The sequence below is a fragment of the Sporosarcina sp. PTS2304 genome (assembly GCF_003351785.1).
GTDB lineage: Bacteria > Bacillota > Bacilli > Bacillales_A > Planococcaceae > Sporosarcina.
The window spans coordinates 2,185,820-2,200,650 of sequence record NZ_CP031230.1 but is presented as its reverse complement, the minus strand read 5'-3'; the positions used below and the strand labels follow the sequence as shown (position 1 = coordinate 2,200,650).

Genomic DNA, 14,831 nt, shown 5'->3' with positions numbered 1-14,831 from the left:
GTGTAGTGGAAGCCGGCGACTCAGGAAGGAACAGGTCGACAGGTGAAACAACCAAATGAGCGAAGCGACTGGTTGGTTCACCTCGGCCTTTTTGAACGCGTCTGGCTGAAACGCAACGTAACGAAATACCGCGCGTATCTCGTCACTCTCATCCGTCGAATCCGAACTATCCAGAAACCACGACCACCACATCTACTTTCCTAAACGACGATAGCGCCAATATGAAATGAGTAGAACAAGACCCGATCCGGCCATCAATTCCGTATACTTATCTACTATACTGTAAGCAAATGCACCGAACGAGCCAACTGCAAGAATACCCGCAAACAAACGATTTTGCATCCTTACTTGGAAATGGCGCTGATCTACATCACGTTGCTTTAAATAGTGATGAATAGCTTCTGGTTGTTCCAAAAATGAGTTGACTTTTGGTGCAAAATTACGCACTTGTCCAATTGCGCTTACTACTGAACGTTGGAATTCTTTTTTATTCGTAAAAGGATTCTTTTCTTTACTTTTTTCTTTCGCCCATTCCACTAGGCGTGGGCGGGTAATTGCGAGCAAATCGATTGTAGGGTCGATAATATAAAGCACACCAACAAAAACAGAAACAGCCCGACCTAAAAATGCAAACTCTGCCGGCATTTGTACAGGTTGAGTACGAACGATCACTTGCAAATCTTGTAGAAGATTTTCTACGACTAATCCATTCATATCATACAAGTCATTCGACTCATATGCTTTTACAACTTTTTCAATCGCATTCGCCAGTAGTTTACGGTCGACACTAGGAAGAAGAAAGTTCATCGTTTCTAACCCGTCAATGACACGATCATATTGTTTGAAAATAACACCTTCTGTCACGATAAACATCGCATCCGCGTCTTCACGTGTAATCGTTACGACCATACCAAAATCGATTAACACTAATGTACCGTCAGGACGTATTAATATATTTCCACCGTGAGGATCTGCGTGGAATTGACCCCCTTCAAGAATTTGTTCCAAAAATAATCGGAAAAGACGTTCTGCCAACTCTTTACGGTCAATCTGATGTTTTTCAAGAAATTCAATATCTGTTATTTTAGAGCCTTCAATCCATTCCATAACGAGAACTTTACGGGTCGTGTAGTCATCATAATACACAGGAAACTTCACACCTGTCATATCAGGAAAACGTTCTGCAAAGCCTCGTCCATTTTTCATTTCTTCTACAAAGTTTAACTCTGCACCAATCACATCAGTCATCTCTTTGTAAAGCAAGTCCAAATCAATTTGTTTACCTAAGGAAGATAATTTTTTGGCGAGCCAAATAACAATTCGTACTGCTTTAAAATCGGCACGCAAAATTCGTTCGATATTCGGACGTTGAATCTTAATTGCGACTTCGGAACCGTTATGTAAAACCGCTTTATACACTTCGCCAATCGATGCGGAAGCAACAGGTTTCTCTGTAATTTCTTTTACATATTCTTTATGTGATTTTCCCCATTCTTCATCTAGTAAATGTAAAGCCTTTTCAGAAGGGACGGGTGTTACTTGATCCGTTAATCCTTCCAATTCTTCGATAAATGATTGTGGCATGATGTCTGCACGTGTAGAAAGAAACTGCCCCAGTTTGACCAAAAGCCCACCGAGTTCAAGAGCTGTTTTCTTATAGATTCTCGCTTGTTTCGTAACTAAAGCATTCCATTTATCAGTCACAGCAGGAGTAAAATTTCCACGATGACGTTTTTGGAAAATGATAATTTGAGAAAAAAAGACAGTCGCCATCCAGACGATTCGTATAATTCGATAACTGGCAGAACGCTTCATAGGCAGTCCCTCTTTCCGTGACGTGTTAACTTATCTTTTATCAGGTTTCATTTGTTGCAAGCCGAACCTCATGGCAGCAATGGCGCTTGTAACATTTAATACAATTGCAATAGCTAAAAATAGCCACTGTACTTTTTGTGGAAGATCAAGCATAATTGCTAGGATTAAAAACGTGAAACCTATTGCTAACATAAGTAAATAGATAGACAATTTTTTGTTCACTACTAGTCCACCCTTCTTAGTTTCTACCCTCATTGTAGCATGAAAAAACCATTGTACTCGGCAGAATATGTTAAAGTTTAAAACTGCTTGTCATGTGCAGTTATGTAGTGATAGAACAAACCAATTCACCTATGTAAACAAATAGCGTATCATAGGCAATAGTAGTGTAAATGCAACGATAGTAGGGTGAGAAAGGAGAATCTTACATGGTTTCGAGTAAAAAAATTGTATTTTTTGATTTAGACGGCACATTAATGAGCCGTGATAAAACGATATTAGAGTCAACGAAACAATCGTTACAAGCATTACAAGATAAGGGGATTTATACGGTCATTTGTACTGGTCGCGCACCATTAATGTTTAAATGGTTAGTGGAAGAATTGTCATTCGATTCGTACATCTCGATGAATGGACAACATGTCGTATTCGAAGGTAAAGAAATTTTTTCAAATCCAATGAAAGTAGAGACACTTCAGCATCTTGCAAATGTTGCCAAAAAAAATGGACATGGTCTTACTTATTCAACTTTTGAGTCATTCGTGACGAATGTTGCAGATCATCCATTAGTTACAGACAGTACGTCGCGATTGAAGATTCCTTATCCACCAGTAGACGCGGATGTATTTTTACATTCTGATGTGAACCAAGTACAAATTTATAGCAACGTGGAAGAAACAGAAGAATATATTAATTTGTTTAAAGGATATTCTTTTGTACGTTGGGATGAAAGTTCTGTTGATATGCTTCCTGAAGGCGCATCTAAAGCGATTGGTATTCAAAAAATGTTGGAATACCTTGGTATTCCAGTAGAAAATAGCTATGCATTCGGTGATGGATTAAATGATATGCAAATGATTCAAGCAGTAGGTACGGGTATTGTAATGGATAATGGAGTTGAGGAGTTAAAAGAGGTGGCTGACCTCATCACTGACTCATGTGATGATGATGGAATTTTAAAGGGGTTATTGAAAGTCGGTCTACTACAAGAGAGTGATATTTCTTTATTGCAAGAAAAGTAATAGATTATAACGAGTTTGTAAATTAACTATATTATGTATAATTCACTCAATCATTAATTCATGTAGTTTAAAGCGAGTTTGACTATTACGATTAGATGGATTAAGGCTGACTTGGAGTGTCTGCGGCTTGCGATGGAACAAGGCTGACTTGAAGAGTTTTGCGGCTTGCGCTTTCCAGAGGGTGCGCGGTGGACCTTCAAGCACTGCGAGTTACACCTGTCAAAAGCAAAGATGTGCTCCTTCTCGCTGCGCTTCACTCGCAAAAGCCAGCCTTCGCAACGGCTTTCCCTTATCTATCCTCCCGGAGTTTCTGTAACTGTCGGCGGAGCATTCACTGTTGTTTACAATATCTGTAAATATATAAATAATTAGGAATAAAATCATTAGCATATTGAAATAAAAATATTTTTTGGTTAGACACAAGATGCGATAAACCTTGTCACCATCGTATTTTCAAGAGGGAGTCGATCGTCTGTAAGCTCCAAGCCGTACTTAGTGCGTGCAAGACAGGTTGATCACTCTTTGTAGGTGGTGAAAGACCAACTAAATAGATTTGTCTGATACCATGCGATCGTTTTTGAAGTTAAAAAGCGTTGAAGTGTTGTTAGCTACTATGACTGTTTCGATGAACTGAGTGAAAAAAGAAATGCCCCTATATACATTCAGTCAGTTAATCTAAAGCTTCACCCACACTGATCAGGAAGCAGAACTTACCATACTTAACTTCTGGACGAACACCAACTGACTTCCCAACACAAATTCCAGGATTCTCCCGAAAGAACCGGCGACTCCTGGAGGATCAGGAAGAGCCGTTGCGAAGGACGGCTTTTGCGAGTGAAGCGCAGCGAGAAGGAGCACATCTTTGCACTTGACAGGCGTAATCGAAAGCGAACTACTGGCGAGTCCGCCGCGTCCCCTCAGGAAAGCGTCCGGTTCTGTAGGGAGAATCCTAACACGTACACTCATTTTCTACACTGCAAAGGAGAAGTCAATCATCCCACTCCAACTTCTAGACGAACACGAACTGACATCCCGACACAAACTCAAGGATTCTCCCGGAAGAACCGGCGACTCTTGGAGGATCAGCAAGAGCCGTAGCGAAGGACGGCTTTTGCGAGTGAAGCGCAGCGAGAAGGAGCACATCTTTGCATTTGACAGGTGTAATCGCCAATGCACTTCTGGCGAGTCCGCCGCGCACCCTCAGGAAAGCGTCCGGTTCTGCAGGGAGAATCCTAAAGCGTACACTACCACTACTTATCAAAAGCACATTCCCTTCTCTCAATAATCAACAATCTTGATACCATAACTAGTCATCTGACAAGTTTCTACTCTTGACAACTTTGTGAACGAAGCGTATATTTAATTGATAAACAAAAAAAGAAATTTTTTAAACATTCGGTATACTCGAAAAAATAGCCGAATGAACATCAAGAGGAGGCTTCATTTACAATGAAATTAGAAAAGCAGTGCCGGGAATCAAGGGTAGTCAGAACTAGTAGGATTTTCCCGAATGACGTCAACAATCACAATACGTTGTTTGGTGGACGTTTGATGAGTGATATCGATCAAATCGCATCGATTTCTGCGGCACGGCATAGTAGGGCGGATTGTGTCACAGCGTCCATGGATTCCGTGGATTTTTTGCACCCGATTCGACCTTCTGATTCTGTTTGTTTTGAATCCTATGTGACGTGGACAGGGAAATCTTCTATGGAGATTTTTGTCAAAGTCATTGCGGAGGATTTGGCAAGTGGTGATTGTAAAGTAGCTGCCACCTCGTTATTGACATTTGTAGCGTTAGATGAAAATAAGAAGCCATTAGCAGTTCCCCGGGTGATTCCAGAAACGGAAGAAGAGAAGTATTTGCATGAAACTGCTCCTCAACGTGCGGAAATACGTAAAATGCGCAAGCAACAAAGTAAAGATCTAGCGACAGTCTTAACGAATAATTATCCTTGGCATGAACCGGCACCCGTCCGCGTAAATGCGTAATATACTTAGTCAACTTTTTAAAGTTGACTAAGTTTTTTGTGTATAGAGTACTTAAATCATGTACATACTATTAATAGGTAGGACGTTCTCTAATGATTTGACTTGGAGGATACCTATCTTTTTCTATTCAACTATCGTTAGAGTGAATTCTAAGTCTGCTTTTAAATGGTCATTCATTAGTTCGCTAGCAAGGTCAGGTTTGCGTTGCTCAATTGCATCACAAATTGAACTATGTTCTTCGATTAATAAAGGGCGTTCATGTTGCACAACTGTTTTACTAAATAAATAAATAATAGATTGCATTTTGTCTACCGTATCAATCATAATCGGATTTCTACATTCTTCTACAATGAGATCGTGGAACTCTTTATTCGCTTTTATAATATTTAGCGAATCACTGTTACGGGCTTGGTGAATACATCTTCGCAATTTGCTAATATTTTCTTCCGACATATAGGTAGCAGCCATTTTAGCTGCGTAGCTTTCAATAAGCATACGCATTTGAAACATATGGCGTAAGTCCTTTTCAGTAGGCTTGATCACTTTTTTTCTCTTAATTAATCCTTCTTGCTCTAAACGGCGGATCGCTTCACGCACAGGCGTCCGGCTCACGCCAATTTCTTCAGCAAGTTTTGATTCTATTATTTTCATACCACCCGGATAACTGCCGTTAATAATTTGTTCACGTATCATTTCGTAAGCGAGTAATTGGGCACTTCGTGAAGTGATTTCCATTATGTATCTCCTCCATTCATTTCTATATAGTATACAAGAGAATTTATATATTTGAATAAATGTATTCAATATGAATAGAAATGTATGCAATTCAGAATACTTGTTGTATACTAGTACTATTAATAACTATCAATACAAAGGAGGAACATTCTAATGAATATTGGCTTTATAGGCCTCGGAATCATGGGGCGTCCTATGGCGTTAAATATAGTAAAAGCTGGGTTTTCAGTAAAAGCTTTTGATTTGAATGAAGGAGCAAGAAAAACTGTAGTCAGTGCAGGGGCAGTGGAAGCGCTTTCTCCTTTTGAGGCAGCTGTGGATAGCGACATTATAATTACGATGTTACCTAACGCGGCTATTGTTCGCGAAGTTCTTTTTGGTAATGAAGGAATCAATAAGGCACTTCAAAAAGATTCTATTGTTATTGATATGAGTTCGGTATCACCAGGAGATTCTGTTTTTTGCGCGAATGAATTAAAAAAGCTCGGTGTCGGTTTTATAGACGCTCCTGTAAGCGGAGGAGAGCCTAAAGCGATAGATGGTACATTGGCAATCATGGCCGGTGGAGATGAGGTTCATATAGAGAAGGCGCGTCCATTGCTTCAAGCGATGGCAGCAGATGTAACGCATGTCGGCGGTCATGGAAGTGGCTCCACGACTAAATTAGCTAATCAAATTTTAGTGAATGTAACGATTGCTGCGGTATCGGAAGCCGTTGTTCTAGCTTCTAAAGCGGGTGTTGATATCAAAAAAATGTATGAAGCCATACGTGGCGGACTAGCAGGAAGTACAGTGTTAGATGCAAAAATTCCTCTTATATTAGAACGTAATTTTACAGCGGGTGGACGCATTGATATTAACATGAAAGATTTGACGAATGTCGTGCAAGCGGGACGAGATATAGGTGTGCCGATGCCGCTTACGACAGATGTGCTGGAAATGTTCCATGCATTGAAAGTAGATGGGAAAGCGATGGATGATCATGTGGGCTTGATTCAGTACTATGAAAAATTGGCAAACTTTGAAGTGCCGAAGGGTGGTAAATAATTTGAAAGAACGAATAGATAAACTTACAGCATATGATGCACAGTTAGAAACACTATGGGATACAGAGCGTTCCACTTTCACCCAAAAAATTATTGTATTAGATGATGATCCTACAGGTGTTCAGACAGTTCATGGCATTCCTGTTTACACTGACTGGTCTGCAGAAACCATTCAAGAAATGTTTGAAGAACCGCGTCAATTAGTATTTCTATTAACAAATTCCCGGGCATTTTCAGTCGAAGAAACGACAAAAGTTCATACGCAAATTGCAGAACGAATAGCGATGGCTGCAAAAAAAACAGGTAAAGAATTTTTGGTCATCAGCCGAGGTGATTCTACACTGCGTGGTCATTATCCTTTAGAAACAGAAGTAATAAAAAATACATTAGAAAAAAATAATGCGTATAAAGTAGATGGTGAAATTATTATTCCGTTTTTCAAAGAAGGTGGCAGAGAAACGATTGATGACGTGCATTATGTTATACAAAATGGTAAATATGTTCCGGCTGGAGAAACAGAATTTGCTAAAGATCGTATGTTCGGATTTACGAAAAGTAATTTAAAAGAATATATTGCTGAGAAGACGCAAAACGCGCATCCGGCTTCCAGTGTCCTATCTGTATCATTAGAAGAGCTACGTGCAGTAAATATTGAAGTAATCGAGAAGAAATTACATCAACTAGAAAACTTTCAAAAATTAATTGTCAATGCAGTGACGGAAGAAGATTTGAAAGTGTTTACGATCGCATTAATCCGTGTAATGAATCAAGGGAAACATTTTTTATTCCGTACCGCAGCTTCTTTTACAAAAGTAATTGGAAACATTTCATCTAAACCTTATTTGACGAAAAATGACGTAATGCACAATGAAACGAATGCTGGCGGGCTTATCGTCGTCGGCTCACACGTGCAGAAAACGACAGATCAGTTAAATGAATTAAAGAAATTACAAACAGTAGAGTTCATAGAGTTCCATTGTAACTTAGTTATAGATGCGAAGAAGTTTGCTGAAGAAGTAGAACGGATTCAGCAAAAGATTAACGAAAAAGTGAGTGAAGGTACAACGGTTTGCGTGTTTACTTCACGGACTCGCTTGGATTTAGGAGAAGGTCGTCAAGAAGAAGAGTTGGCGCTTTCTGTTAAAATATCTTCGGCCGTCACTCAATTTGTTGCAAATTGTCAGCCGCAACCAGCATTCGTTGTCGCAAAAGGTGGAATTACATCCAGTGATGTAGGAACTATTGGATTAGCCGTAAAGAAAGCTGAAGTGGCGGGTCAAATCGCACCAGGCATACCAGTTTGGCAAACGGGAGAAGAAAGTCGATTCCCGGGTATTCCATATATTATATTCCCGGGTAATGTTGGAGAAGTCGAAACGTTGCGTGATGTTGTAGAAAAATTAAGTCATAAAGAATAAGGAGTGGCACTATGATAGAAGGTAATATGCTCATCGTCATCTTTTTACTGTCACTTGCAGCACTATTCTTTATGATTCTGAAAATGAAAATTGAACCGTTTGTGACGTTAATTATTGTAGCATTCGTCACTGCGTTAGTTCTCGGTTTCCCGATAGAAGAAATACCGAAAGTGATTACGACTGGCTTTGGTAATACATTGATCGGTGTTGGGATTTTAATTGGACTTGGTGTTATTTTCGGTCAGTTTCTAGGAGTGTCCGGGGCTATTGAAAAAATTGCGGGGGCTGTATTGCGTGTTTTTGGTGTAAAGCACTCGGCAGCTGGACTTTCATTAACAGGAATTGCGGTTTCTATTCCTGTATTCTTTGATGCTGCATTCGTTATTTTGAGTGGATTAGTGAAAAGTTTATCTAGACGCACTGGAATTTCAATCGTTACATTCGTTACGGCACTCGGTGTCGGCTTAATTGTCTCACATAGTATGATAGCTCCAACTCCAGGTCCTCTCGTTGTGGCAGAAAACACGGGAGCGGATTTGGGATTATTCATACTGTATGGAATCATTTGCGCGATACCTGCAGCAATGATTGGCGGCTATTTTTACGGAACATTTATCGGAAAAAGAATTCACACGACACCTGAGGAATTAGAAGAAGAAATTATCGTTCCTGAAGCTGTGGAAGGCAGGAAAGAGATTTCTACGGGTCTATCATTTTTCATGTTAGGGTTACCTATCATATTGATCTTATTAAATACAGTAACGAAGCTGTGGCTAGAAGAAGGCACTGCTTCCCGTATTTTGGGTTTTATCGGAGACAAAAATGTAGCTCTTTTAATTAGCGTGATTGTGGCATTAATTATTTTAAAGCCCTATATCCATGTGCCGTACAAGACGCTTTACGATGAAGCGATTAATTCGGCTGGAATGATTATTCTTGTAACTGGTGCTGGTGGAGCGTTTGGTGCGGTGATCAATCAAAGTGGAATCGGTGATTACTTGATTGAAACGATGCAAGGATGGAGTATTCCTGTGCTGATTTTAGCGTTTATCTTCTCACAAATATTGCGTGCGTCCCTTGGATCAGCAACTGTTGCACTCGTTACGACTTCTTCTATATTGGGCCCTATGGCAGGAGAGTTAGGCGTGTCACCTATTTTACTCGGACTTGCGATTTGTGCGGGGGCTATAGGATTATCATTGCCAAATGACTCCGGTTTCTGGGTAGTCAATAAGTTTGGAAGACTGACGATTCCACAAACTATTCAAGCGTGGTCGATTGGCGGTTTCGTCGCTGGGTTGTCAGCACTCGGAATGGTGTACTTATTACAAGCAATGAGTGGATTTTTACCAGGATTGTAAAGTAGGGATCTTCGGTCGCTAACCTTTTTGAAATCATCTATAATAAGGTAAAACGGTAGGAGAGGGGTTATGTAATTCATGCGTAAAACAATTACTGCAGAAGAGTTATATAAAAAGATGAATGCACAACAGCAAGTAGTATTGGTAGACGTAAGAGCTGAAGACAAGTATAAAGATTTCCATATTGAAGGATCAACTGTAGAAAGTATCCATGTACCGAAAACAGATATTTTTCTACTTGATGATCCACAAGAAGAAAATCTTTCTGCAATACCAGCGAATAAAGAAGTCATTATTACTTGTACTACGGGCAATTCCGCAGCTAAGTGCGCAAACATTCTTTCTGCGAGAGAGTATGACGTGGTTTTATTGGAAGGTGGCATTACTGCTTGGAAAGAATATATGAATAGTTCAAAATGAAAACAGTCGATTGATGGAGAAATCTCCCGTCAATCGACTGTTTTCATTATTGTTCATTTGGAAACAAAGGCAATTTTTCAAGAAAAATAATATCGTCCCGATTAGCAGCATCACCTTCAGCTAATACGGCAGCTTGGGCGACAATATTCGCGCCCGCACTGTTTACTAACTTAGCGAGCGCACGAAGAGATTCACCTGAACTAATTACATCGTCAATTAAAGCAACTCGTTTTCCTTTAATAAACTCTGCATCTAAGCGATCTAAACAAAGGAATTGTTCTTTTTGTGTAGTGATTGAATGTACTGTGGTCATAAGTGGGTCTTCCATATAAGCTTTTACTGACTTTCTAGCGACAATATAGCGAGACATATTCAAATGTTTTGAAAGTTCATGGACAAAAGGAATACCTTTCGCTTCTGCAGTAATTAGAACATCGACAGCAGGTAGTTTTTCTGCAACTAGTGGAGCCGCTTCGCACACCATTTCAGTGTCGCCCAAAAGAACAAAACTTGCGATGCTGAGCGTATCGGAAATGGGAATGATCGGAAGTTCCCGTGTAAGTGAGCCGACTTCAGGTGTATAGGTTTTCAATAAATTCATCCTCCATTACATTAAGCTCCAAAAAGAGTCATTAAAAATTGTACGATAATACCGGACAGCATACCGAGAAAAGGATCAGTAATCGCTGTAACAACCATCGTAATTGCACCGACGATACCATTTCCTGCCCCTTCACCTGTTAATGACATCATCGCGTTTCCGGGGAATGTAACAATGGCGCCTAGGACGAATAAAAATCCGGCAATGGAAGCGCTAGGTACAAATTTCCCGATTTTCGGCAGAAGTCCCGTTACCAACACAATCGCCATCAGTACCATCATCAGCACACCAGACCATACAGCATGTGGTGCACTCGCCGTAGCGGAAATGACAATTTCAACCGGCGCTCCACCGAATAAAGAGGAAACCATATCTGCAAAGCTGCTAATAATCGTAATCACATCTACATTAACAGCGGAATCTGCAATTTCTCCATTGATTTTACCGAATGCGATATTCGCACCGATATTCAAACAAACCATCGCGAGCGCCCCACGGATAACTGCTGGGTTGATCAGTAGTTTCTGCAAATGAAATCCATCTTTAATTGTGGGTCGTTCAGTAATGGATCGGTTTTTTGTCTTCATCATCGCATACACAATGCTTGATAAAATAACAGAGACTGTAATCGTGTAAACTAGATCGTATGTAGCGAAATAAACGATCAAAGCACTAAACAATGATGTCAATCCAACGACACGATCCGCTTTCGCCATATCCCATGCTACTTTAGAAAGCATGAGTCCGACACCTGCCATCATACCGGTCGTAATGATGGGACCGATCCAGTCAATGACTGATTCTAAAATACCGAATATGCCAATGATGAGAAGTATGGCTGCTCCGAAGAAAATCATTGAGAGTCGCTCTCTCATATTTTTACCCATGGTACCGGCTAATGTTATGGTTTCGGCTTGGTAGGAAATGACGGCTACGTTACTAGTAGCTGCGTTTCCAAATGCTCCGACCATGAATGCCAGTGCGGTTGGAATGGATGCAAATCCAAACGTTAAAGCAAGGAGACCTTGAGGCAGTGCGTTTAGTACGCCGCTCAATGCTGCGAGTATATCTTTCCAAATGTCCATCTGTTTCTCCTTTTCCTACGCTGCTGTATAGGAAGTAACCATATAGATTCGTTTGGTGGTAGCCAAATAAGATAGGGGCATTCCTTTAATGGAATGCCCCCGTGTAATGTAGATTTAATGTACCATCCATAGTAGAACAATTAGGTTGTTCCGTAGAGACTCCCGAACCAAATTATCGGGATTATACAGGGGTAAGGGATTGTTGTTTTCGTTGTTAAAAATAGCATACAATTGTGAATGACACAAGAGGAAAAATATTAAATTTACGAGAATTAATTGTTATTATTGATGTTTTTATCATTTAGGCAATCTACTTGGTGTTAGGTCGTGAGTCGACACTTTTTTCAGTTCTGGAGTTGGTGAGGGTTCTGCTTTCAGTAACCGCTTCGGCGCGTGGGGGATTGCCTCTCGCTATGAGCCAGCTAGCTTAGCTGCTAGTTGTCTCATGGCTTCGGCTGACCCCGCAGTTGCTTCTTCGCTGGTAAGTACAGTGTTGGTTTCTTTACTTTGTGAAAGCAGTTTGTGTTTGAACGTGACACGATTTTGTTTCGGGTTCTGGAGTTGGTGAGGGTTCTGCTTTCAGTAACCGCTTCGGCGCGTGGGGGATTGCCTTTCGCTATGAGCCAGCTAGCTTAGACGCTAGTTGTCTCATAGCTTCGGCTGACCCCGCAGTTGCTTCTTCGCTAGTACGGACAGGTTATAAAGTGTGGTGACCATATTAAGTAAAAAGATAGTTATCGACTACAGTGAACTACAATTTGTAACTATCCTTACTAAACGAAGGCGCCTCACAAGCGGCAGGCGAAGCAAAGAGACAGAGAGGCGATCTTCCGCTCTGGCTCTTTGCGAGAGCCATCCGCCAGCGCCGCAGTGAATTCAGTGAACTGATCACCTTCAAAATTCAAAAACAACACCAGGTAGTCCTGCACTAGCCCAAATCTTTCACAAACTACAGTGAACTACGATTTATACCTATCCTCGCTAAACGAAGGCGCCTCACAAGCGGTAGGCGGAGCGACGAGACAGAAAAGCGATCTTCTTTTCTGGCTCATCGCGGGAGCCATCCGCCAGCGCCGCGGTGAATTCAGTGAACTGATCACCTTCAACATTCAGAAACGACATCAACTAGTCCTACACTAGCCCAAATCTTTCACAAACTACAGTGAACTACGATTTATACCTATCCTCACTAAACGAAGGCGCCTCACAAGTGGTAGGCGGAGCGACGAGACAGAAAAGCGATCTTCTTTTCTGGCTCATCGCGGGAGCCATCCGCCAGCGCCGCAGTGAATTCAGTGAACTGATCACCTTCAACATCAGAAACGACGTGTGTAGTCTTGCACTAGCCTCGAAAACTTCCTAACTATAAAAGAAATAAGCGAAGAAAAAGACTATCCAGTGCATTGGATAGTCTCTTAATAGCGTGACTTTGCTGGGTCTAGCAGTCGGGTCTTATTGATCGTCGCACGTTTCTTTCCCGAATCAATCCATACTTGTAAAGGGTGTTGAAAACGTGGCATGAGCCAGCTTAAAATCTTTCCGACGAAATAGGCTGCTGCAATCGTCCCAATTCCGATGGAGCCGAGGGACTTTATGAAGATTACACTAACTGCACCTGCAATAGTAACGTTTAAAAGATCGCTCATGATTTTGGCTTTGTGAAACTTCATGTCGAAGCGATTACTAATCACATACGTTAGAGCATCGTAAGGCATTAAAGGTAGCTTCGTTGTGAAATAAAATAATATGCCAGTTGCGATGATTAATAAGCTGATCAGTAAAAAGACGAACCTTGCTAACAAAGTTTCAGGTGTAGGCAGTATTTGAACCAACGCTAATGTAGAGTCCATGAATATACCGAATACAAGAGAGAGTAACAGTTGTACTGCGAATTCCCGCCACTTTATCCGTTTGTCTAATATAACTTGCAGTACGATAAATAAACAGTTTGCTATGATAGTCGTTATACCAATCGACAGACCTGCTGTTAGTGAAAATGCGTAGGCAAGTGAAGATACAGGGGATACCCCGAGATTTGCTTGAATGGAGAAACTGACGCCAAGTGATAGTAGAAATAAGCCGAAAATATATAATGTTAGACGTTTTGAGATAGGTTTCATATTGATCGATAATCTCTTCTTTCGTTCTTTAGTATATTAATCGTATCATAGAAATTTTGATATTAATAATATATAATAAGTGTAAAGGACATATGGTAAAAATATAAAGGAGTTTGCATATATGGATATTAGACAGCTTCATTATTTTAAAGAAATTGTTGATCAAGGAAGTATTTCAAAAGCCGCGCTAGTTTTGCATATGGCCCAGCCGCCTCTTAGCCAGCAGTTGCAGAAACTTGAAACTGAATTAGGTACGACCTTAATCCAGCGATATCGACAAAAATGGGAAATAACAGAAACAGGGAAGTTATTATATTCATATGCAACACGCTTAGTGGCAGAGATGCAGGAAATAAAATTACGTATTAGGGAAGTAGAAGAAGGCAGTGCGGGGACGTTACGTGTAGGAGTCTCATCGGCTTGTTTAAATATACTCGCGGATTATATCGAAATATATCGAAAAAAGTATCCAGACGTAAAAATCAGTGTTTATAAAGGTGACTCAGAAGAATTGCTGACGAAAATAGAAGAGAAGGTCATTGACTTGGCAATAGTGTTGCGTTTGAATCATAGTAAGCAGTATGCGATGAAAAAGATGATGGAACAAGAATATGTAGTTGTATGTCCTGTCGTCTGGGGGGAATTGTTTGAATATGATGACGTAACTTTTAAAGAACTTGCAAATTATCCGTTCATTATGCTTGAAGCTATGGAAGGCCATACTTACTATGAAGATGTTCTGCAAGCATTTACTGAAGCGGGTGTCAGTCCGAATATCATTATGGAAACGAAAGATATAGCAACGGTTATTGCCATGGTCAGCAAGGGATTAGGCTTATCTATTATTCCAAGAATGGCTTATGTAGAACCTATGCAACAATTATCCCTTCACGAATTAAAAGATTTTAGTTACCGCGCCGAACCTGTCATGATAAAAAGAAATAAAGAGCATATTTCAAAAGCTGCTTTACAACTGTGGGATTTAGTAGATTGAAAG

General features: G+C 40.5%; 13 protein-coding genes and 1 riboswitch. Of the genes, 7 read left to right on the top strand and 6 right to left on the bottom strand.

Annotation, left to right across the window (positions count from 1 at the left end):
• Positions 1 to 192: 192 nt before the first annotated feature.
• Together DV702_RS10535 and DV702_RS10530 are read right to left on the bottom strand one after the other, a co-directional pair.
• The gene (locus DV702_RS10535; protein WP_114924713.1) at positions 193 to 1,815 is read right to left on the bottom strand and encodes an ABC1 kinase family protein; all 1,623 of its coding nucleotides are present in this window, start codon (positions 1,813 to 1,815) and stop codon (positions 193 to 195) included.
• A gap of 30 nt (positions 1,816 to 1,845) precedes the next feature.
• On the bottom strand, positions 1,846 to 2,037 hold the full coding sequence (locus DV702_RS10530; protein WP_114924712.1) for a hypothetical protein: 192 nt from the start codon (positions 2,035 to 2,037) through the stop codon (positions 1,846 to 1,848).
• Positions 2,038 to 2,243: 206 nt separating this feature from the next.
• Between DV702_RS10530 and DV702_RS10525 the strand changes: the two genes are divergently transcribed.
• Together DV702_RS10525 and DV702_RS10510 are read left to right on the top strand one after the other, a co-directional pair.
• Positions 2,244 to 3,056, top strand: coding sequence for a Cof-type HAD-IIB family hydrolase (locus tag DV702_RS10525; protein ID WP_114924711.1), 813 nt, complete (start codon positions 2,244 to 2,246; stop codon positions 3,054 to 3,056).
• A 1,449-nt stretch (positions 3,057 to 4,505) separates the two neighbouring features.
• Complete coding sequence (locus DV702_RS10510; protein ID WP_114924708.1) at positions 4,506 to 5,048, top strand: acyl-CoA thioesterase; 543 nt, start codon at positions 4,506 to 4,508, stop codon at positions 5,046 to 5,048.
• A 123-nt stretch (positions 5,049 to 5,171) separates the two neighbouring features.
• On the opposite strand, the gene DV702_RS10505 is transcribed toward DV702_RS10510, so the two are convergent.
• Positions 5,172 to 5,783, bottom strand: coding sequence for a GntR family transcriptional regulator (locus DV702_RS10505; protein ID WP_114924707.1), 612 nt, complete (start codon positions 5,781 to 5,783; stop codon positions 5,172 to 5,174).
• A gap of 147 nt (positions 5,784 to 5,930) precedes the next feature.
• Between DV702_RS10505 and garR the strand changes: the two genes are divergently transcribed.
• The 4 genes from garR to DV702_RS10485 all read left to right on the top strand — a co-directional run bounded on the left by garR (position 5,931) and on the right by DV702_RS10485 (position 10,028).
• Positions 5,931 to 6,830, top strand: a complete 900-nt coding sequence (gene garR, locus DV702_RS10500) for a 2-hydroxy-3-oxopropionate reductase (protein WP_114924706.1) — start codon at positions 5,931 to 5,933, stop codon at positions 6,828 to 6,830.
• Between the two features lies 1 nt (position 6,831).
• Positions 6,832 to 8,247 (top strand): four-carbon acid sugar kinase family protein, encoded by a 1,416-nt coding sequence (locus DV702_RS10495; protein ID WP_371682704.1) that lies wholly within the window; start codon positions 6,832 to 6,834, stop codon positions 8,245 to 8,247.
• Between the two features lie 11 nt (positions 8,248 to 8,258).
• On the top strand, positions 8,259 to 9,608 hold the full coding sequence (locus tag DV702_RS10490) for a GntP family permease (protein WP_114924704.1): 1,350 nt from the start codon (positions 8,259 to 8,261) through the stop codon (positions 9,606 to 9,608).
• 78 nt (positions 9,609 to 9,686) lie between these two features.
• Positions 9,687 to 10,028 carry a rhodanese-like domain-containing protein gene (locus DV702_RS10485; protein WP_114924703.1) on the top strand — a complete coding sequence of 114 codons (342 nt, stop codon included), beginning with the start codon at positions 9,687 to 9,689 and terminating at the stop codon, positions 10,026 to 10,028.
• Positions 10,029 to 10,074: 46 nt separating this feature from the next.
• Here DV702_RS10485 and DV702_RS10480 read toward each other — a convergent pair whose 3' ends face one another.
• From DV702_RS10480 to DV702_RS10470, 3 genes are all read right to left on the bottom strand, one after another.
• Positions 10,075 to 10,620: a phosphoribosyltransferase family protein gene (locus DV702_RS10480; protein WP_205407172.1), complete on the bottom strand. Its 546-nt coding sequence runs from the start codon at positions 10,618 to 10,620 to the stop codon at positions 10,075 to 10,077.
• A gap of 20 nt (positions 10,621 to 10,640) precedes the next feature.
• Complete coding sequence (locus DV702_RS10475; RefSeq protein ID WP_114924701.1) at positions 10,641 to 11,714, bottom strand: NCS2 family permease; 1,074 nt, start codon at positions 11,712 to 11,714, stop codon at positions 10,641 to 10,643.
• A gap of 109 nt (positions 11,715 to 11,823) precedes the next feature.
• Positions 11,824 to 11,923: riboswitch (purine riboswitch) on the bottom strand.
• A 1,206-nt stretch (positions 11,924 to 13,129) separates the two neighbouring features.
• A complete protein-coding gene (locus DV702_RS10470) occupies positions 13,130 to 13,834 on the bottom strand; it encodes a YczE/YyaS/YitT family protein (RefSeq protein WP_240315600.1) in 705 nt (234 codons plus the stop codon).
• A 121-nt stretch (positions 13,835 to 13,955) separates the two neighbouring features.
• Between DV702_RS10470 and DV702_RS10465 the strand changes: the two genes are divergently transcribed.
• Entirely contained in the window at positions 13,956 to 14,828 is an 873-nt protein-coding gene (locus tag DV702_RS10465; RefSeq protein ID WP_114924700.1) for a LysR family transcriptional regulator, read from the top strand.
• The last annotated feature ends 3 nt before the right edge of the window (positions 14,829 to 14,831 follow it).